An 18,791-nucleotide genomic window follows, 5' to 3' on the forward strand; every position below is an offset into this window, starting at 1 on the left:
TTACTTGTTTATCAAATAACAAGGAAAAACTATGGCGAATAAATTAAACATGAGTACACGGCGAAGTTTTTTAAAATCCTCATTAGGCATAGGTGCCGCACTTGGTGTAACACCGCTTAGAGCCTCATTTGAAAGTACATTGGAGCAGCAAACAGGAGATGATTACCGTCCAGCATATATTTACCCTAATGACACGAGGTACACCGCATTTTTATCAGGTTCAAATTATCGTTTTACCTCACTACCAAGCTGGGTTTCAGTATGTTCTTCGGCCCACGAAGTTTATGTAGCAGCGCGTAAAGCAATTACTGACAACAAGCGTATAATTGTAAGATCTGGCGGCCACTGCTATGAAGGGTTTGTAGACAATGATCAAGGCAATATCATTGATTTAGGTAACATGGACAAAGTCTATAAAAAAGGAAAGTACTATGTTGTCGAAGCGGGTGCACGTTTAGGGAATACTTACGAGACATTACTCAAAGAGTGGGGAGTGATGTTACCGGGAGGGTCTTGCTTTAATGTCGCTGTCGGCGGGCATGTGTGTGGAGGAGGTTTTGGGGCAATGTCTCGTAAATATGGCCTGACCGTAGATTACTTAGTGGGTGTTGAAATTGTTACCTTCTCTGAATATGGCGGGCAAGCGAACTATCCGCGTAGTTATTTTTTGGGTGAAAATGAAAAATCCGATGATATTGTCTGGGCACACCAAGGAGGAGGGGGTGGAAATATGGGGATCGTAACCAAATATTATTTTGAAAGTTTACCATCTGTTCCAGCTATGATGAGTATTCAACAGCTGTCTATCCCATGGGATATATTAGATAAGCATAGCTTTGCTGCATTGTTACAACGTTATGCGCATTTTTTCGCGATAAACCGCGGTGAAAATAATAAGTACAATGGACTACATACGTCATTTACATTGAATAAAAAAGTAGGTCCAGCCAGCTCGCTGGATTTAATGATCACTTATAGCGGTGATACGCCAGCATTAATTGACGGTTTTATTATCGCTATTTTTGATGAGCCACAACTACGAGCTGCAGAAGTGAGTTTCGCGCCACACCGAGAAGCTTCTCGCAGCTTAGTGCCAAACTCTCTAAATGCGCCACAGCCTTTAGGGAGTTATTTAACGATTCCATGGTGGATGGCAGTAACTGTCGGTGGTGGTGGAGCTGGTGGCGCAAGGGCCAAGTACAAATCCGCGTATATGAATGATGTTTTTCCTGAACATCAAATAGACACTCTTTGGGAAATGCTCACAGCTGATGGTTTTATAAACCCTGCAGCGGCGGTACAAATATCGTCTTATGGTGGGAAGATAAATACTATTGGGAAATATGATACGGCCGTATCGCACCGTGATTCTATTTTAAAATTACAATATCAAGCGTACTGGTTTTCACCTTTTCATGATGACTATAATATTGACTGGATGCGTAAGCTTTACACTCGAATGTACGGTGCATTAGGGCCTGTCTCAGATGGAGTGATGGATGGGTGTTATGTGAATTACCCTGACGTTGATTTAGATAATTGGCAAGTGCTCTATTATAAGGATAATTATCCTCGCCTACAGCGGATCAAAGCTCAGCTAGACCCAAAAAATAGATTACATCATACTCAGTCAATTGAAGGACACGTTTAATTCAAAGAGGCTTAATATTCAGCGTGAACTTTTGCACTGGCATCAAAAAGATGCCAGTCTTAGAGCACTATTGATGTGAATGAGTTCGGGAGTAAATTATGAATCGACAGTGGATAAATTGGGCGATTAAAACAATTGAAGCAGACTACACTCGCTCTGCAGACACCCACCTGATTAGATTAGACTTAAAAAGCCATCCTAATATACTTATTTACTTAAAAGATGAGAGCACGCACCCAACGGGTTCTTTAAAGCACCGTCTAGCACGTTCATTATTTTTATATGCGTTGTGTAATGGGAAAATAAATGAGGATACCCCCATCATAGAGTCATCCTCAGGGAGTACAGCAGTATCAGAAGCTTATTTTGCTAAGCTATTGGGTTTACCGTTTATTGCTGTCGTACCCAAGTCCACGGCGCGGGAAAAAATAAAGCAAATTGAGTTTTATAATGGACAATGTCATTTAGTTGAACAAACCGATCAGATCTACGCCGTCTCAAGGGAGCTTGCTGAGCAAATGGGAGGGTTTTATATGGACCAATTCACGTTCGCGGAGCGGGCTACTGATTGGCGGGGAAATAATAACATTGCGCAAAGTATTTTTAAGCAAATGGCAGATGAGCCTTTTAGTATACCGAGCTGGATAGTGATGAGCCCAGGTACAGGGGGGACTTCCGCGACGCTAGGTCGATATATACGTTTTCAGCAATACGAGACAGAACTCATGGTTGTTGATCCTGAGCATTCTGTTTTTTATGATTATTATCAGACACAAGATGTGACCTTGACGCATCATTGTGGCAGTAAAATAGAAGGGATAGGTCGTCCCAGAGTTGAGCCTTCTTTTATACCTGGTGTAGTCGATGAAATGCTCAAAGTACCGGATCAAGCAAGTGTTGCAGCGATGCATTGGCTGAGTGCACAGCTAGGACGTAAGGTGGGGCCTTCATCAGGGACGAACATATGGGGCGTATTGCATCTTGCTGATAGGATGAAACGTCAAGGAGAAACGGGAGCCATTGTGTCATTGATTTGCGACAGTGGTGAGCGCTACCTAAATACCTACTACAATGACCAGTGGGTTACGGAGAATATTGGAAACGGACATCATCATAATGATTATTTAGCACAGTTTTTTTAGTCATTTAGCCTCTGCGGAAATTGTTGAATATACGTCAGATGATTCAACAATATTTAACAAGTAGGGTGCTTAACCGACCGGCTAACAAAGTACCGCGCCGATGAAGTAATTATTCTGACAAGTTTCTATAATAAACACATACTTTCTTCACTTTTGTATTGTTTAATGCGAGAAAATTTTTCGCATTAAAGGATACACCATGAATAATCTATTTTTATTACTGGCAGTTGGTGTGGCTGTGGTCAGTATTGTGGCTTTAGTACGGATGAGTACTTTACGGAAAAAAGATCAAAAAGCATTACGAGAAATTAAAAAAGCAAAATCGGCGCTGAGCAAAAAGATTTTCTATCACGGTGATAGTGATATTCCAAACTACCGTCAATTTATGCAAAAGCTGCTCAAAGTTGAGCGAAAGTTTACTCGGTACCACATATCTTTGATTAAGTTAGGTAAACAACCTGTTTTTGATGACATAGATGAACAGTTAGCGTCTTTCTCGGAGTTGTTTAATACGATTAGTAAGTCTTGTGAGCCTTTTGCATTAGCCTTATACGATTCTGAATATATGTTGATGGCATTTGTCACTCAAGGTACAGGGTCAAATACACAAGAAGCCATAGAAAAGCAAAAAGACATATTACATAAACTACCCGAACAGGTGTTAATCAGTGGTACCAAGGTACCTATTGATTATGCGATATCATCGTTAAGTTTGACGGGATATTCGGCGATTTACGGTATGGACAAAGTGCAACGTAGGTTAACTTATTCGATGGATCACGCATTGGAGAGTGAAGATGGCACTTTTTTTCATAATGAGCAATTGTATAAAGCTGAAATGTATAAAAAGCATGTGCTTAGAAAGCTCACGAGCAGCATCTCGTTTAATCCAGATGATTTTTACTTGGTGTTTCAGCCAATGTACATTCCGAGTGATCTGGACAAACCCAAACGCTATGAAGCGTTGATCCGCTGGAAAAATCATAAAAACCTTGGACCAAAAACTTTTATCCCGATGCTTAAGAGTCAACCCGGTTTACAAGAGGGAATGACGGAGATTGTGCTTAACCAAGTGTTTTCTTTGCTCAAAGTCCAGCTAGATAGCAAAAAGGATCTGACGCCCATTCATGTCAATATTACTAAGCAAGAGCTAAACACTGAGCACTTATTTGGCCATCTTAAACAATTACTAAAAGGTGCACCATCAATTGCGAGCTTTATTGTTTTTGAGGTTGAGCAAAATGATACTTTGACAGAGAGCGAATTGATTAAAAGTAATATGCGCAAAATTATCAATTTAGGGTGTCGATTTTCAATCGACAATTTTGGTCATGATAGAAAGAGTTATCAACTTCTCAGTAATGGTTACTACAAAACAATAAAAGTAGACAAATCTTATATAGCCGAAGTACGTGACAGGCACGCCACCTCTAAATCGCTTGAACAGATCATGTCGACGGCGAAGCGCTCTAAACTGACCGTCATTGTAGAGGGCGTTGAAAATCGATATCAGCTGGATTATATAAAAAATTTTGAAAATGCCATGTTGCAGGGTTATTACATTAGCGCCCCTTTGAGTGCGCATGACTACCTATCAGTGGAAAGTAAACAGTCAGTTACATTAAGTTGATAAAGGACTTTTAACGTATCGCTTATTATTCAATCTAACCGAGAGGACATACTTAAGTTACTGTATCTGCAGTTTAAAGTCGTGTTTTATTATCATGCTTTACGTTGAACTAACTTGTTATAAAGGTAAGACTGTGCAATATAACTCAGTCTTACGTAGGTGGCCTATGCGACTGCCGCTATTTCTTCGTTATATTAGGCACTGCTGACTTTTGCCATATGCTCGCAAGCAATGACCCACTGACATTATGCCATATTGAAAATAAAGAACCGGCGACAGCTGCGCTGGGAGTAAAGAACTTCATTGCCAAAGCAACCGCTAAGCCAGAGTTTTGCATTCCGACTTCAAAGGCGATGGTTCGGCAAACTTGTTCATCACACCCAAGGCGCTTAGGTACAAAATATCCGAGCAGTAGTCCAATCCCATTATGTAAGATCACCGCAAGCATAATGACCAGACCCGTACTTTCTAAATTGGCTTGATTCAGTGCCACCACAATGGCAATGATGAAGACAATTGCGCCCATCGATAGCATTGGTAATGCCGGTAAGCTCTTCGTGATGAGCTTATTGCAGTATAGGTTTAATATTACCCCCACTGTGACGGGGAGCAACACAATTTTGAATAAGCTAAGGAGCATATTTATGATTGGAATATTGACCAGTTCACCAATAAGGAGTGTGGTTAGTACCGGCGTAAGTATGACACCTATCAAGGTGCTGATGGCTGTCATGGTTATTGATAAAGCAACATCACCTTTAGCGAGATAACATAACACGTTGCTTGCGGTACCACCCGCTACGGTGCCAACTAATACGAGCCCTATCAATGATTGGGTGTCGAAATTCATGCCTTTTGCCAGTAAGAATGCCAAAATAGGCATGACGGAAAATTGCAGTAAGATGCCGATAAAAATTGCTTTTTTATTCTCTGTGGCACGCAAAAAATCTTTGGGTGTCAGTGTGAGCCCCATGGTGAGCATGATCACCATGAGTAGAGGAATAATCATACTTTTCAGATCAACAAAGTAGATAGGAAATACAAATGCGAACGCTGAAAATAAGATTGCCCATAGCGGGAATAATTGTACGGTGATAGCCATTGATTTTAAGATTTAAATTAAGTGTGATCAGATACTATCCTGAATTTTTAACCTTTACGAGTTACATGGCTTTTAGTGAGTAACCTCAGGTTTGGATAAGGGTTTTGGAATAGAAAATGTTTTGTAAGTAAACTTACGTACAATCCAATGATGATATCTTGTTCAATATCAAGGCGCTTTTATGCAGTAATAGCGGGCTATTGCAAATGAAAGCAACGCCGAGAGTGAGAAAAATAGCTTTATTGGGCAAATTCGCTTATCCAGAGCTGAGGTTAAGTAACGACATGAGCGTACGATGCCACATAAATGTGTCTCACTCCCCTTTGAGTGTGAGTACAAAGTTATGGCTGAGCTGATGTTACATCTAAGGTCGTGTGAGTGATAGGTCTACTTGTTATAGGTTTCCATGCTCCGTACTGTACTGAATATAAGTGCTAGAACCAATAGCTTATGCATTGCTTTCACTTTATTTCGGCCTTTCACCCATAGATTATTCCGTTTTTCAGGTTTTTCTTTGTAAATTAATTCTTCACTAAATGTTCATGTTAAGTAAATTTAAATGTAAAAATATAAATTATATTGTATACAAAGGTGGTTTTGTATTGTAGTTTTAATAAACAAGCTGACAGTTTGAAGTCGTATTTGCTTGTGTTGTTTTTTCTGTTTACTGATTCAAAAAGTGTATTTTTACTTTTCAAAGTATTGAGTTTGAAATGTCAAAATGCGCAGCGGATATAAAAATAAAGTCGTCAGCTATATGGCGACACAACAACATGTAAAGATACTCACAGGAGAGAATCATGCTATTTAATTTTAGGGGTTTATGCGGCCTAAGTAGGCAAAATATACACGGGCATAATTATAAAAAAAGCTACCTTATGATGTTACTAGCAGGTATGTCGTCGACTTCAGCCTTTGCCGGTGAAATAGTAGAGTCTAAGTCATTTCAAAATCTGACGGCGCAGTCGCAAAGCAGTGTGTCACTTGAGTCTAGTGCGTTTCATAAAGCGAGCTCAGGGCAGATTTGTGGTACAGATACGAATTTGCAAGATTGGAACGTATTACAAAAAGAGAATGCACGTCAAGCATTACTCCCAAGCAGTTTGACAAGCCAAATACAACAACGTATGGCACAAGCATCAGATGAAGCAGCAGCCAACGGTAATGGTGTGGCTGGACGTTACTATATTCCCGTTGTTGTACATGTATACGGCGATAGATACAACTGTGAGACTGGCACATATTGCTTAACTGAGCAAAAAATAATTGATGGTTTAAATAAAACCAATGAAGACTTTAGAGGGTTGATCACGGATGATGGCCCTATTGCTGCCCAGTTTCAGGCAATCCGAGAAAATCTAGATATTGAATTTGTTTTAGCCAAGAAAGATCCCAGTGGCAACGCCACTAATGGCATCGTGCGCCATGCAGAGAAAGCAGGATATGGGGATGGTGAGAAAGCTGACGCGCAAATTGCAGCTGATGCATGGGACAACTTTAAATACATGAATATTTACATCCAGCATGACTTATATGCGGATGGCGAAACCAATAACTCAGGTGTGGCATGGTACCCTCAGGTCAGCATGTCGGAAGCCGGCTTAGCACGGGTGGTATACAATGGGGACTATGTTGGTTCAAACACCAATGAAAATTTCCGCTCAGTATTAACACATGAATTTGGTCACTTTTTAAACCTTCCTCACACTTTTGATGGTGAATGTACAGTACATTCACAGCCATTTTGTAGTGCTACGGGGGATGGTTCGTGTGATACACCGCAAATGAGCAGCAGCGTGTTGCAAGATAATGCAACAAACTGCTTAGGTGAGCCAACTAACACCGAAAACTTCATGCATTATTCAGACAACTACGCGATGTATACTCAAGATCAAGTTGAACGCATGACAGCAGCATTACACGGTTCAGCACGAGCGACGCTTTGGTCTAATAGTAATTTGATCGCAGTTGGCTTAGACGACTTAACCAGTAACGCCGATCATCCTTGGGATGGACTAGGTGGCAACCCAAAACCACAAGGTACTACGGTTCAAACATTTAATAATATATCAGCACAAAAAGGCGAAGTTGATAATTTTGAGATGTCGGTGCCAGCGGGCACTGAAGCAGTTGCATTTTATCTTGACGGGTACGATGAAGATCCTGACATGTATGTGTCTAAAGGCGCAGCCCCTACTAAAACGGGTGATAACTGGGATGCTGATTTTATCTCGTTTAGAAGTGCAGGTTCCCCTGAATTAGTGACGGTTTCTTCTCCTTCAAGTACTGAAACTTATCATGCAGCAGTCGATGCGTTTTCCGCTTATTCTAATGCCACATTAAGCGTCATTACCGCCCAGGACAGTACATTGTGTAATGGCTGTGAGCGAGTATTTTTAACCGAAGTGAAAGACTTGGCGTCAGCCAAAGGCGCACCGGTAAAAACGTATCAATATCAAATACCGGCAGATGCAGTACGCACCGTTGCGGTTATGCCTGGTGGTTATAAAGGCGATCCCGATGCTTATATGAGTATGAATGCGACACCCGATAAAACCACGTATGATTGTGGGCCTTTCAGCGCGCCGCGTCTAAGTGAGTACTGTGAGTTTGGTGCTGGTGGCGGTACACTCAATATTATGATTGACCCATTTTTAGAATATAGCGGTGCTTCACTGGTCGTTTATTATGAACGAGGTGCGGCATCTGGACTGCCAATCGCTGAGGCGAATGGGGATTATTCAGCATTGATAGGTCAAGATATTACATTTAGCAGCACAGGCTCGAATGACAGTGATGGCTCAATCACGTCATATTTATGGGCTTTTGGTGATGGTGCCACTTCTACGCTTGCGAATCCAACACATAGCTACCAATTAGCGGGTAACTATAGTGCCTCGTTACAGGTGACAGATAATGATGGTAACACCGCAACGGATGCGGCTAATGTCACAATTACTGCGAGCAATCAAGCTCCGGTGGCGAATGCCAATGGGCCTTACTCGGTTGAGCTTGGCAAAGCCATTACGTTCAGCAGTGCTGGTTCATCTGACCCTGATGGTTCCATTTCCGCTTATGCATGGGAGTTTGGTGATGGACAAACAAGCACCAGTGCTACTCCAACTCACACTTACGCAGCGGCTGGCAACTATAGCGCTACGCTTAAAGTGACTGACAACTTAGGACTGACAAACACGTCAACTGCACAAGTTACAGTGAGTGAGTCAAGCTATTGTGAAGCGTCAGGTAATACGCGCTATGAGTGGATTGCGAATGTGCAATCGGGCAGTTTTACGAACCCGTCTCAAGGTGTTGGTTACCAAGACTTTACCAGTAAAGTAATTGAGTTGACTGAAGGTAAGAATACGCTGACATTAACGCCAGGTGGTACTTACACTGAACATTGGACTGCATGGTTAGATAGTAATAATGATGGCACGTTCAGTGACAATGAAAAAGTACTCACAGGTGTGTCTGGTAAAGGTGCTGTCAGTGGTGAGCTGAGCGTTCCAGCAGGCTTAGTTGGCCAATCTTTAAGAATGCGCCTTGCTATGAAATATAGTAGCGCTGCAAACAGCGCATGCGGCAATATTGGTGATGGTGAAGTAGAAGATTATACCGTATTGGTTAAAGCTGGAGGTACAACTCCACCAGTTTCACAAGTACCAAATGCCTGTTTGACACAATCGCCTATCACGGGTGGTCGTTTAGAAGCGGGCACAGCCAGTTGCTTAGGAGGCAATGGTACGCTTTGGTTAAGTATTGCTGATGTGTCTGCAGCACAAAGCGTAGCAATTACCACAGCGCATGGCCAAAGTAACTTAGAGATCTTATACAAAAATGGTGGCTGGCCAAGTGACACTGATAATGATGCGACATCAAACAGTGGTACGCAAACGGAGTGTATTTATATTCCGGCAGGGACTCAGCATTGGTCATATTTAAAAATTAACGGTGATGCGAGCAATACCAGCATTATTGTTGATTTTGATACGGCAGCTTGTCGTAAGTAACCCGAGTTTTATTTCCCCCCGACTAAAGCAGCGCGTAATGCGCTGCTTTTTTTATTTTTTTGCGGTGAATAATTTGGTTTAAATGATTGATTTTTATATTAAGTGATGAATTTATGCTTGTTGCGCTATTGAGAAACACTACAAGTTATCACTCGGTAAATACTGTTGCCAAGGCTGCACGATAAAAGGATATTCACCAGTCACATCAACGCGACAATACCAATATTGTAGTGCACCCGTATTGATCCCCTGGTATTTAAAAATCACATTGACGACAATACGGTCTCCACTGTTTAACATGTCAGTGTCTACACTGAGCAACTGATAACCACTGGGATTGGGTCCATCTGAACTTGAGTTATAGTATAAGTTATAAGAATGATTATACACATCAACATTGTTATACAACACAAAGTTAAGCGCTCGCGTGTTATCTGTGTTGCCAGCAGAACTATCGAGGGCAGTAATTTCCCCAACAAGTTGCGTGAAATGTGTATTTGTGCTTTTTTCACCATGACACACTTGGCCATAGGGCATTACCGCTGTTGGCATAATCGCAGTGACGTGCATCTCGTATGCACCAGAGGCTACGCCAATCACGACAACTTGCCCATCAGTAGATGACTCGTTACGGCCCAGTGCTGAAATACACTGCGTAAGCAATTCATCGTTAGTCAGAATAAGTTTATATTGCTGTTCATTAAAGCGGTTATCTAGCACCCAATCCATCGCCCGTGCAATGTAGTTATTTTGCGGTTGACTGAGGCCTTTAAAGAGGGCTTGATACAATTGCGTATTCCGGTTTAAGCGTGCTAATGCAATATTATCATTCACGTTTTCAAGCATGGGTAATGGGTTAGATGACATGATGCTGTTTTGGTTTAGTTCTTTTTCTAAATTTAACGTAGGAAATTTAGCATTGATATTACCCACGCAATACACATATTGATTACTCATTGGTTGCGTCTCAAATTCAATTTTTTCGGTGAGTGCACGTTGTAACACCATTGGTTTTTTAAGGTGTTGATATATTGATTCATTCTTGTGATACATAAGTAACTCCTAGCTGCTTTTAGCAAAGGGGGCGAGCTTAGATGACACAAAAGGGTACGCGTTTGTCACATCAATATTACACGCAAATCGGGTGTCATTCGGATTAGAAAGAATAACCTCTATAATGGAGCGGTCACCATACAATGACACATGTTGAAAATGCACGGCGTTGACGTTATCGATGATCTCATTTTGCGTTTGACTAGTATTGATTTGATCAAAATGCGTGACTAAATAATTGCTAGCGCGCTCCAAGTTTGATCGGCCTATATTGGGTTTTAATTGTGCTAACGCACCTTCTCTGGTTTTTTTTGGTGGGCTTTTTGTACCGTCTACAGTATCAATTAAATGCTCGACCAGAACGCTAGGGAGCGCTTCTGAACCATGGCTGCCAGCCACAGAAATACGCTCGACTAACCCGACTAAAATAACCTCGTTTTTAGTTGACGCTTGGATCAGCGCATTTAATTGTGTGAGTGTTCTTGGGTATAACGTATATGTATCAACATTATTAATGGTAAATACCCAAGTTGCTTGTTGTGCGAGGTACAAAAAAGGGCGAATACGAAGATTCGGCTGCTCATTAGGCGACGTTACATAGTTAAAAATCTGATCAAAACTGGTAGTAGATTGCTTGGTAAATTCTGCGGCGGCCTCGCACTGCTTTTCTAAATCTATTGTTGCGAAATACGGCTTAACATAACCTATTGCATACACGTGTCCATGGGGGTGTTCACGGTTACATTGCAGCGTTTCTTGAGTTTGGCTAGTTGTGTTGACCACATCTGGTTGAGCTGCATTGTGCGTCTCATCTGATAAATTCATTTTTTCGATCCTCAAAGAACAGTATTCATATCAAAGGCTGTACTGGGGTGAAAGCTTGGATAGCAGTATTAATAAAGGGGTACAAACCAGTCACATCTATCCGACAATAATAATAATGCTGCTTGTCTGAACTGTTCTCTTGATAGACGAATGTCATATCGACAATAGAGTGGCTTGACACAGAATCAAACATAGTCATATCAATACGTAACAATGATGCGCTTTGTGTCGTGTTTGATCCGGTTTGCATTTTATGGGTATGTTCATACATATCAGGGTAGCGAAATGCCACAAAATTACGCGCTCTATCGAAGGGGGTCACCCCCATATTTGGTGTAACCTCTAACTCTTTAATGACACCTTGGATCGCTGTGGTTTGCGCCGATGATACTTCCTTAATGGTACGGTGCAATTCATCCAAGGTCTGAGAGTAAATTTGTTCACAAACAACTTCAGGCAGGTTCAGACTATTGTCACTTATATAACTGGTACCAATCACACTGCTATAAACAGTCTCTAGTGTGTCGTTGGGTGCTTTAAGTGATGCGATAAATGAAGCTAGTACCTGCTGCGTTGCAGGCACGAGTAAATACTGATAATGCTCTTTTATAGAGAGTACCCATTGCACTTGTTCGGCAAGATATAAATATTTGTCACGATCTGTGTTGGCATTATTATTAGTAAATACCCCATAATAGTCTTGTTCATTAACGCCAAGGGTGCGGGCAGCGCTTAAAAATTGTTTCTTTATGCCTTTATTCGGAAAACGTACTTTTATTACACCAAGTGCGTAGATAAGATCTGAGTGCTGGCGTTGAATTATGGGGTCAAGACTTTCAAGCAGTTTATTGTCAGTCTCAGGCGTTTCGACAATTGGCGTTGCTTGCGCAGTTATAGCCATCGCATCGTTCGTTTTTGCGTTTATCTTGTTAGTATTTAAGTCAAGGGTTGTGTCGTTTTGTTCGATGTGGCTTTCAGTGGCTTCATCGGCATCTTTATCACTCATTTTTTCACCTTATTAATTGAGCCAAAGCACCGGCCTAGACCAGTGCATTTTGCTTGTGCTATTGCTATCTAAAATGTCAGGGGGGGTATATTGAATTGTTAAAAATCAACCCGCACCTAATATGGTCTTTGTGGCTTCACCGGTACTGGCTGTGTCGATTGAATATAACGTCGTTACACCCATTGTGGTGGCAGCTTGCCCGGTAATGGCCATTTGTTGTTGTGCGGTGGTCGCATTATGCGCTGCATTCGCCAGTGCTTGAGATGTGGCTTGAAATAGGTTGCCCATTGACATAGCGGGTGCATCACCTAGTACTTTCACATTGGCTTGTGTAACAGCGTCGGTGATCTGATCATTAACTGAGGTTGGAAATGCCATAGTTGTTCCTTAATTATAATATGTGGTTACGTTAAAATTCAGGAGTAATTGTAGAGAGATTATGATGATAAGTTTTGGATGAACTTACCGATTAGATGGTAAATAACGTGTTTTTTAAATCGTTATTTTTCACAGCTAAACTTGGTGACTCAAAAGAGGTAATATGCCAAAATTAGCCATGTTACCTCTGCTATTCATTTGATTAATGTCCGATTCACCAGTAATAAGTCAACCCATTTCATTCACACCTAGGTCATGCGAGTGAGCTAATTGACGCGTAAACGGCGCTAAAAATTATGTATGTTAAATAACTACATAGCGAGTTTTGCCGTGTTATCATGCCAATTACTTGTTGCATTTTCTGACCTTGTCTTTCATGCCGTGGGTATAGTCTCAAACCGATATAACGAGCTATGCCAATCGAGGTTACCTAGTGTTGGCATTTCCAACCTCAGTAGGACTTAGTCATTATAGAACTGATGGGTTTTACCAACTTGGTAAAAGTTACGATTAAGCGCATTTAGTCTTACCATCGAGGTTGGGTATGATGAGCTTGGGTCCGAGCGATGGCATCGTGTATGTCACGAGGGTGCACTTCAGATCGGCCTTGTGATAGTAACTTCAACGACACACATCGAATGATATTAACAATATCAGCGCCACTTAATGGGTATTGATCTGCGAGTTGCTGAAAGTTAATGTCTGGAGAAAGTCGGGTTTTTTCGCAAAATCCATTTTGCCACATACTTAAGCGCTGTGCGGGCTTGGGGGATTCAAAGTGCACAATTGATTCAAAGCGTCTAAAAAAGGCATTATCAATATTGTCTTTAAAGTTAGACGCCAAAATAACAATGCCATTAAAGCGCTCGATACGTTGTAGTAAATACGCCACATTTTGGTTGGCAAATTGATCGTTGGCAGAGTTTGATGCTTGCCGCTTACCAAATAACGCATCGGCTTCATCAAAAAATAATATCCAACGGCGATGCTCAGCCAAACTAAACACCTTTTCTAAGTTTTTTTCTGTTTCACCAATGTACTTTGAAGTCACCATTGATAAATCGATTTTATAAACAGCCATGTCGACCGCTTGCCCTAGCACGCTGGCTGTGAGCGTTTTTCCAGTGCCGGGTGGGCCATAAAATAAAGCGCGATATCCAGGGCGCAGTTGTTTGCCTATTTGCCATTTTGTAATGAGCGTTTCTCCATGCTTTACCCATTGAATGATGTCGTCTAGTTGGGTTTGAATTGACGTAGGTAAAACAAGGTCTTGCCACGTCATATTTGATTTGACAGGTGATGCAGCAAAGGTGCTGTCTGACTCAGGGGTATACGCCGTGGCGGTGGTCAGTGTTTGCACATACTCAGCGGTTAAGGCTAATGGTGCACTTAATAGGCTGGGGGCATGCCCATCGTCATAGTGTGATAAAACCCGCTTTAACAACGGGCTTGTGTGTAACGTTTTTAATACTTGGCATTGAGTCATCACGTCATTTCCACCCAGAATAAATGCGGCTGTGGCAGCGCTGGCGTATAGGGTTGCGTCACGCTCAACCATACCAAACTCAGTAAAAGGGCGGTTTGTTTGTTCATTTATACTTAATAGCACATCAAAGAGGGAGGGGTTGATCACCGGGGTTAATGCCAAAATGATCAGGAGCCGCTCCAAGGTACTAAGTTTATTAGATTCAATGAAGTGACCATAGGAAGACAGCGCAGACGTGAATTCTGCAGGTTCAATAATGTGCCATTCAGTTGCGTGCTCACTTTGCTCAAAATAGTGCGTTATGCGCGTGTGGAGTAGCTGTTTTAACCAGCTACATTCTTGCGTTAAATCGCGTGCATTATGTGAAAGCGCGCTTGTCTTTTGACAGGCCTCAGACCTTAAACGGTTTTTATGGTTTTGCCACATAGGTGTGTCCTTATTAGTCATATCACAGACGATGGACATAGCGTATAAAAAAACGGGGGGGGTCTCTTGGCAAAGAAGCGGTGTTTATTGGTATATCATGGTATGGCTGTGACATCATGTAATGCCGGTGAGTAAGGAACAGATAAAACTTGGTTTAATTTTAACTTACTCAGATCTAATAACGCTTTGTGTTTACTTATGGCGTAATTGTGATTAATTAAGTCGAGTACCGTGAGTGATGCTGCATTGGCTAACCCCTCGCAAATCGAGGTGACTGAATCGCCGATACGAGTTTGGTATATAAAGTGCCCACCCGCGCAACAATAGGGTATTTTTAGTAAAGTGCGCTCTGATAAAAACGCGACGTTCACTTGTGGATTAGCTTTGATAACCTCTTTGGCTTTAACCCCCGCACTGGCTCTAATTGAAATCGTGATCAGTGCAAGCGTGTCGCCTGGTTGAACGGTATATTTGAGTACAGTATGCATAAAGAATACTCTAAGTTAAGAGCAGGTTTGGTATGGCTTGCCTGCTCGTATATGAAAGGGGGTATTATTGAATAGCCCAATAAATCGGGTATGAGCCAGCATTGTCACCAATGGTAATAGTGCGTATTTGGGTGTTGCTGCTAGATTGCTCAAATGGTGTATAAGTAGACTCCAGTACTCGGCCATTTGTTTGCTGTTGTTGCTGCACTTCGTTGCCTAATATTCCCACGGAGTAACCAGATTGAAAAATCTGCTGTTCTACAGCCTGAATTTGGCCTGAACCCGAACCACTCACCGTGCTTGTCAATTGTAACCAAACAGTCGTGCCGATTGGGATCGCGGCTTCACTGAGTAGATTAAGTACACTGGTAGCGATATCAGATGGAGCTGTTTGTCCAGTGCCAGTACCAATTTTGCTTGCGTCTTGATGATATACAGGCATTAAAGCAAGCCCGTAACCATGTTTGTCATTTGCACCGGTGATTCGATTGGTTTCTTGCGCCGTCAGCGGTATTGTGCTTGGCCCAGAACCTTTGGCAGTTGGAGGAGATTGAGTCGTTGGTGCGTTAAGACTGCGTATACAAAAGCTATAATCTTCACTTTTGTACTTATCTGCAATGCTCGGCTTCATCGTACCATTGTATATAATCCCTTTTGCGTGAGGGTGTGCAATCTCAGCATAAGTTAACTGTGGAATGGGTGGATTAACTATTTTGACTAAGGTGGGGGTTTCCGTTGTACCTTTATTATCACCAGGGGTTGAGCTGCTCATAAAAAATCCTATTTTCTTGAATGTTGTTGATCTGAAGGTGAAAAACCAAATAAATTGGTTGAATTAACTATAAAAGAGGGGGGTTTTACCAACTTGGTAAAAGTGGGGTTTAAATTGGTATATTCTACTTTAATGGAGAATTCTTTAACTCTTATTTGCGCTCTGTCGCAACATAGGCCACTAAAAGCGGCCTATATTCAACAAATCATGTGTGGGTTTAGCTATCCAGCGATTGTGCAATGGCTTTGATCCAATCACCATTGTGGTCACTTGAGAACTGCCAATTCATAATGCCGCCAAGGCTCGATTGTTGTTGAATAGGTCTAATCACTTCATTGATGATTGTTTGCACTGGCATATACCCAGAACCCGCATCGTTCTGCGTGACAGGAAAGCCAGCAATAACCTTCTCTGGAGACATATTAGGTAGCTTTGTATAATTCAAATATGAGCTAACAATTTGGTCAGGGTTGGCACTCCATGGCGGGTTGTTGTAAAACTGCACATTTAACCAGTCAATCTCTTGTCCCACCTGCTCTATCACTTCAACATAACCTGCCATGTACCCGCCCTGCTCTAAATAAGGAGGTTGAGGTGCATGAGAAATGATGTAGTCAGGGCTTGGGAGTCGTTTTCTGAGCTCCTGAGTCAAAGAAATCAAAAATTGTGCGCCGTCGTATCCTGCTTGACCTGTGAACGCGGGGGTATCTTCATAGTCTATATCCACGCCATCTAACTGATTATTTTTCACAAAGCTTGCCAGCGAGTCAGCCAGCTTACCCGTGTCCTCTGACAACGAACGATAGGCGTTGGAACCCATGGTGCCGCCACCAAATGAGATCAATACTTTCTGCCCCTTGTGTTGCATTGCTTTTATGGCCTCAATGGTATTAGTCGTGAAGCTAGACTCCGTTGCAGCAATGGCACCACTTAATACTAAATTGAACGGGTTGTTAGACGAAGAAGACAGGAATGCCAGATTCACCACATCATATGGCAGTTCGCTGGCATTAATGAGCGGGACCGCGCCCGAGTTATAATAGGTAATGGTTTTAGACATCATAGTTCCTTATATCTATTTGACTAAAAATGAGGTTACGTAATTAGCTTAGCTGCACCCGACCCACTTGACTTGGTAAAAGTAACGATGCTCAGCATGCTGAGGATTAAATGCCCCTTTGGCTTAAGGTGATTTTTAATCATCATAGGCGGGAATACGTTATTTTCTAAAAATCTAGCTCAGTGAGTAGATATTTAACCTGAACTCAGGCTAAGAGATTTACTTAATGATTTATAATAATAAAGTTATTTTTATTTTAGTATTACAAGCAATTACACTATTGCAAGTACTTACTTACTTAATAGAGGTTGGCTTTTTATAGCACTTTGTTTGTTGTGGTTTTTGATGGGGGGCACAAGGATGGCCGAATTGTGCAGCTATCCTTGTTGTGCGGCCTTAGCGTCAGACAAGCGCTGTACCTTGGGTTAATTCAGGTGTTCTTTAAGTTGATGTAAGCGCCTTTCATATTCACCCATAATATTGTGTACTATCCAGCTGGCGATCACGCCACTGCCAACATGTGCCGCCCTAATTGCCTGATATTCTGGGTAAGTATGTTGTAGCCACTCAACACCTGCGCTGATTGTACCGCCAACGGCAAGCCCCAGTAGACTGGCATATTTGCTATAAAAGCTTCGCGCAGAATCCATCGCTTCTTTGGCAATGGGCAGATCTGATGTTTTCAGTTCATCCAAGCCAAAGTTTAAAATCCTATTTGCGATGATAACATCATCTCGTTGTGGGTTCGTAAATCCGGGGAAAAACGCCAGTAACTTGGCAATTAATGCCAGTGCAGTGGTTTTTTGTGTGGTGAAAATATTGAGACTCGCCGTAGCCTGAGGTTGCACCTTTTCAGGTTGAAGTGCTATGGCGGCTTCATATTGTTCCGAATTGTCCAAGTCTGTTTGCTCGGCGTCATTGGTATTAGGTGGTGAATGTAAGGTATCCATAACTTATCCTATTCAGTTTTTAGCAGGTTGAGTTATGAGTAACTTAATCGGTAATTTATTGTTGTACTTGGTATTTTCTATGTTTATGGGACTATCAAAAAACCATTAACCAAAGAGGTTGCACAATAAAAAGGCAGGCGCTTTTTGTTTTTTAAACCGCAAAAACAACCAAAAATAGACCTGTTTTTACCAAGATAAAACTATCAACGCGCTCTAAATTATTGACTGGACGATTTCAACGCTTTGCGAACAGTAAAGCTCACTTAATAAAGGTTTGAAATATGTATGTACATGTAGATAAATCAAAAAGGAATGTATTGAGCCCGAGTATGCATTCTTCCAATAAAAAGCAAAATACCGAACCCAAACCTATGCAAAGAATGGCAGGGCTCGCAGGTTTGTTTGGTCTAGAACAATGGGTGCCAATAGGTGCACCAAACCCCACTAGAGCAGATTTTCAGAATTTACTGCATGATGGCCGCATCAATGCAGACCAGTTAATGGCGGTGATCCCCACAGGGTTACAAAATACTTTTGATATTGGGCCAAGAGCACAAAGAGGCTTCAGATTTGAATGGGGGGATTGGCATGTTCACGGGCATGAAGCTGATACAGGCGCTCAAGCAGGCCATGTTGGGGGCGCAGGCTGGGTTGTGCGCATACGAAATGGCAATCAATGGCTTTTGTCTGAGCCGTTGGTCAGCGTTCACCCCGATGATCACGTTAATTATTTTGCGCCGAGAAACTGGGCACCAGCCAATGGTCCGTTTGCAAGAGAACATTCACATATTCCATTGGATTTCGCCTAG

At 41.9% G+C, this 18,791-nt stretch carries 15 protein-coding genes; 5 read left to right on the plus strand and 10 right to left on the minus strand.

The window, feature by feature from the left end:
• Positions 1–31: 31 nt before the first annotated feature.
• The 3 genes from J8M01_RS06250 (at position 32) to J8M01_RS06260 (ending at position 4,423) form a co-directional block, all read left to right on the plus strand.
• Positions 32–1,651, plus strand: coding sequence for an FAD-binding oxidoreductase (locus tag J8M01_RS06250; protein WP_211057389.1), 1,620 nt, complete (start codon positions 32–34; stop codon positions 1,649–1,651).
• A 98-nt stretch (positions 1,652–1,749) separates the two neighbouring features.
• The gene (locus J8M01_RS06255) at positions 1,750–2,793 is read left to right on the plus strand and encodes a PLP-dependent cysteine synthase family protein (protein ID WP_211057390.1); all 1,044 of its coding nucleotides are present in this window, start codon (positions 1,750–1,752) and stop codon (positions 2,791–2,793) included.
• Positions 2,794–2,992: 199 nt separating this feature from the next.
• Positions 2,993–4,423, plus strand: a complete 1,431-nt coding sequence (locus tag J8M01_RS06260) for an EAL domain-containing protein (RefSeq protein ID WP_211057391.1) — start codon at positions 2,993–2,995, stop codon at positions 4,421–4,423.
• A 178-nt stretch (positions 4,424–4,601) separates the two neighbouring features.
• Here the strand turns inward: J8M01_RS06260 and J8M01_RS06265 are convergent, their stop codons facing one another.
• Entirely contained in the window at positions 4,602–5,525 is a 924-nt protein-coding gene (locus J8M01_RS06265) for a bile acid:sodium symporter family protein (protein WP_211057392.1), read from the minus strand.
• Positions 5,526–6,403: 878 nt separating this feature from the next.
• On the opposite strand from J8M01_RS06265, the gene J8M01_RS06270 reads away from it, so the two are divergent.
• Positions 6,404–9,538 carry a M43 family zinc metalloprotease gene (locus J8M01_RS06270; protein WP_247671025.1) on the plus strand — a complete coding sequence of 1,045 codons (3,135 nt, stop codon included), beginning with the start codon at positions 6,404–6,406 and terminating at the stop codon, positions 9,536–9,538.
• Positions 9,539–9,676: 138 nt separating this feature from the next.
• On the opposite strand, the gene J8M01_RS06275 is transcribed toward J8M01_RS06270, so the two are convergent.
• From J8M01_RS06275 to J8M01_RS06315, 9 genes are all read right to left on the minus strand, one after another.
• A complete protein-coding gene (locus tag J8M01_RS06275; protein ID WP_211057394.1) occupies positions 9,677–10,591 on the minus strand; it encodes a hypothetical protein in 915 nt (304 codons plus the stop codon).
• A gap of 9 nt (positions 10,592–10,600) precedes the next feature.
• Positions 10,601–11,416, minus strand: coding sequence for a hypothetical protein (locus J8M01_RS06280; protein WP_211057395.1), 816 nt, complete (start codon positions 11,414–11,416; stop codon positions 10,601–10,603).
• Between the two features lie 25 nt (positions 11,417–11,441).
• Complete coding sequence (locus tag J8M01_RS06285; protein ID WP_211057396.1) at positions 11,442–12,422, minus strand: hypothetical protein; 981 nt, start codon at positions 12,420–12,422, stop codon at positions 11,442–11,444.
• 105 nt (positions 12,423–12,527) lie between these two features.
• Entirely contained in the window at positions 12,528–12,800 is a 273-nt protein-coding gene (locus J8M01_RS06290) for a RebB family R body protein (RefSeq protein WP_010366567.1), read from the minus strand.
• Between the two features lie 526 nt (positions 12,801–13,326).
• Positions 13,327–14,712, minus strand: a complete 1,386-nt coding sequence (locus J8M01_RS06295; protein WP_211057397.1) for an ATP-binding protein — start codon at positions 14,710–14,712, stop codon at positions 13,327–13,329.
• Between the two features lie 95 nt (positions 14,713–14,807).
• On the minus strand, positions 14,808–15,200 hold the full coding sequence (locus J8M01_RS06300; protein WP_211057398.1) for a LysM domain-containing protein: 393 nt from the start codon (positions 15,198–15,200) through the stop codon (positions 14,808–14,810).
• Between the two features lie 64 nt (positions 15,201–15,264).
• Positions 15,265–15,972, minus strand: a complete 708-nt coding sequence (locus J8M01_RS06305; protein ID WP_211057399.1) for a hypothetical protein — start codon at positions 15,970–15,972, stop codon at positions 15,265–15,267.
• Between the two features lie 217 nt (positions 15,973–16,189).
• Positions 16,190–17,035: a glycosyl hydrolase family 18 protein gene (locus tag J8M01_RS06310; protein WP_247671026.1), complete on the minus strand. Its 846-nt coding sequence runs from the start codon at positions 17,033–17,035 to the stop codon at positions 16,190–16,192.
• Positions 17,036–17,457: 422 nt separating this feature from the next.
• On the minus strand, positions 17,458–17,982 hold the full coding sequence (locus tag J8M01_RS06315; protein WP_211057400.1) for a hypothetical protein: 525 nt from the start codon (positions 17,980–17,982) through the stop codon (positions 17,458–17,460).
• A gap of 281 nt (positions 17,983–18,263) precedes the next feature.
• Here J8M01_RS06315 and J8M01_RS06320 point away from each other — a divergent pair, with 281 nt between their 5' ends.
• The gene (locus J8M01_RS06320; protein ID WP_211057401.1) at positions 18,264–18,791 is read left to right on the plus strand and encodes a hypothetical protein; all 528 of its coding nucleotides are present in this window, start codon (positions 18,264–18,266) and stop codon (positions 18,789–18,791) included.

The sequence above is a fragment of the Pseudoalteromonas sp. MMG005 genome (assembly GCF_018101015.1).
In the GTDB taxonomy this organism is placed as follows: Bacteria; Pseudomonadota; Gammaproteobacteria; order Enterobacterales; family Alteromonadaceae; genus Pseudoalteromonas; species Pseudoalteromonas aurantia.

What these genes read in the sequence shown, in the direction of transcription:
- J8M01_RS06250 (WP_211057389.1), top strand. Translation starts at nt 32, where the DNA reads ATGGCGAATAAATTAAACATGAGTACACGGCGAAGTTTTTTAAAATCC.
- J8M01_RS06255 (WP_211057390.1), top strand. Translation starts at nt 1,750, where the DNA reads ATGAATCGACAGTGGATAAATTGGGCGATTAAAACAATTGAAGCAGAC.
- J8M01_RS06260 (WP_211057391.1), top strand. Translation starts at nt 2,993, where the DNA reads ATGAATAATCTATTTTTATTACTGGCAGTTGGTGTGGCTGTGGTCAGT.
- J8M01_RS06265 (WP_211057392.1), bottom strand. Translation starts at nt 5,525, where the DNA reads ATGGCTATCACCGTACAATTATTCCCGCTATGGGCAATCTTATTTTCA.
- J8M01_RS06270 (WP_247671025.1), top strand. Translation starts at nt 6,404, where the DNA reads ATGATGTTACTAGCAGGTATGTCGTCGACTTCAGCCTTTGCCGGTGAA.
- J8M01_RS06275 (WP_211057394.1), bottom strand. Translation starts at nt 10,591, where the DNA reads ATGTATCACAAGAATGAATCAATATATCAACACCTTAAAAAACCAATG.
- J8M01_RS06280 (WP_211057395.1), bottom strand. Translation starts at nt 11,416, where the DNA reads ATGAATTTATCAGATGAGACGCACAATGCAGCTCAACCAGATGTGGTC.
- J8M01_RS06285 (WP_211057396.1), bottom strand. Translation starts at nt 12,422, where the DNA reads ATGAGTGATAAAGATGCCGATGAAGCCACTGAAAGCCACATCGAACAA.
- J8M01_RS06290 (WP_010366567.1), bottom strand. Translation starts at nt 12,800, where the DNA reads ATGGCATTTCCAACCTCAGTTAATGATCAGATCACCGACGCTGTTACA.
- J8M01_RS06295 (WP_211057397.1), bottom strand. Translation starts at nt 14,712, where the DNA reads ATGTGGCAAAACCATAAAAACCGTTTAAGGTCTGAGGCCTGTCAAAAG.
- J8M01_RS06300 (WP_211057398.1), bottom strand. Translation starts at nt 15,200, where the DNA reads ATGCATACTGTACTCAAATATACCGTTCAACCAGGCGACACGCTTGCA.
- J8M01_RS06305 (WP_211057399.1), bottom strand. Translation starts at nt 15,972, where the DNA reads ATGAGCAGCTCAACCCCTGGTGATAATAAAGGTACAACGGAAACCCCC.
- J8M01_RS06310 (WP_247671026.1), bottom strand. Translation starts at nt 17,035, where the DNA reads ATGATGTCTAAAACCATTACCTATTATAACTCGGGCGCGGTCCCGCTC.
- J8M01_RS06315 (WP_211057400.1), bottom strand. Translation starts at nt 17,982, where the DNA reads ATGGATACCTTACATTCACCACCTAATACCAATGACGCCGAGCAAACA.
- J8M01_RS06320 (WP_211057401.1), top strand. Translation starts at nt 18,264, where the DNA reads ATGTATGTACATGTAGATAAATCAAAAAGGAATGTATTGAGCCCGAGT.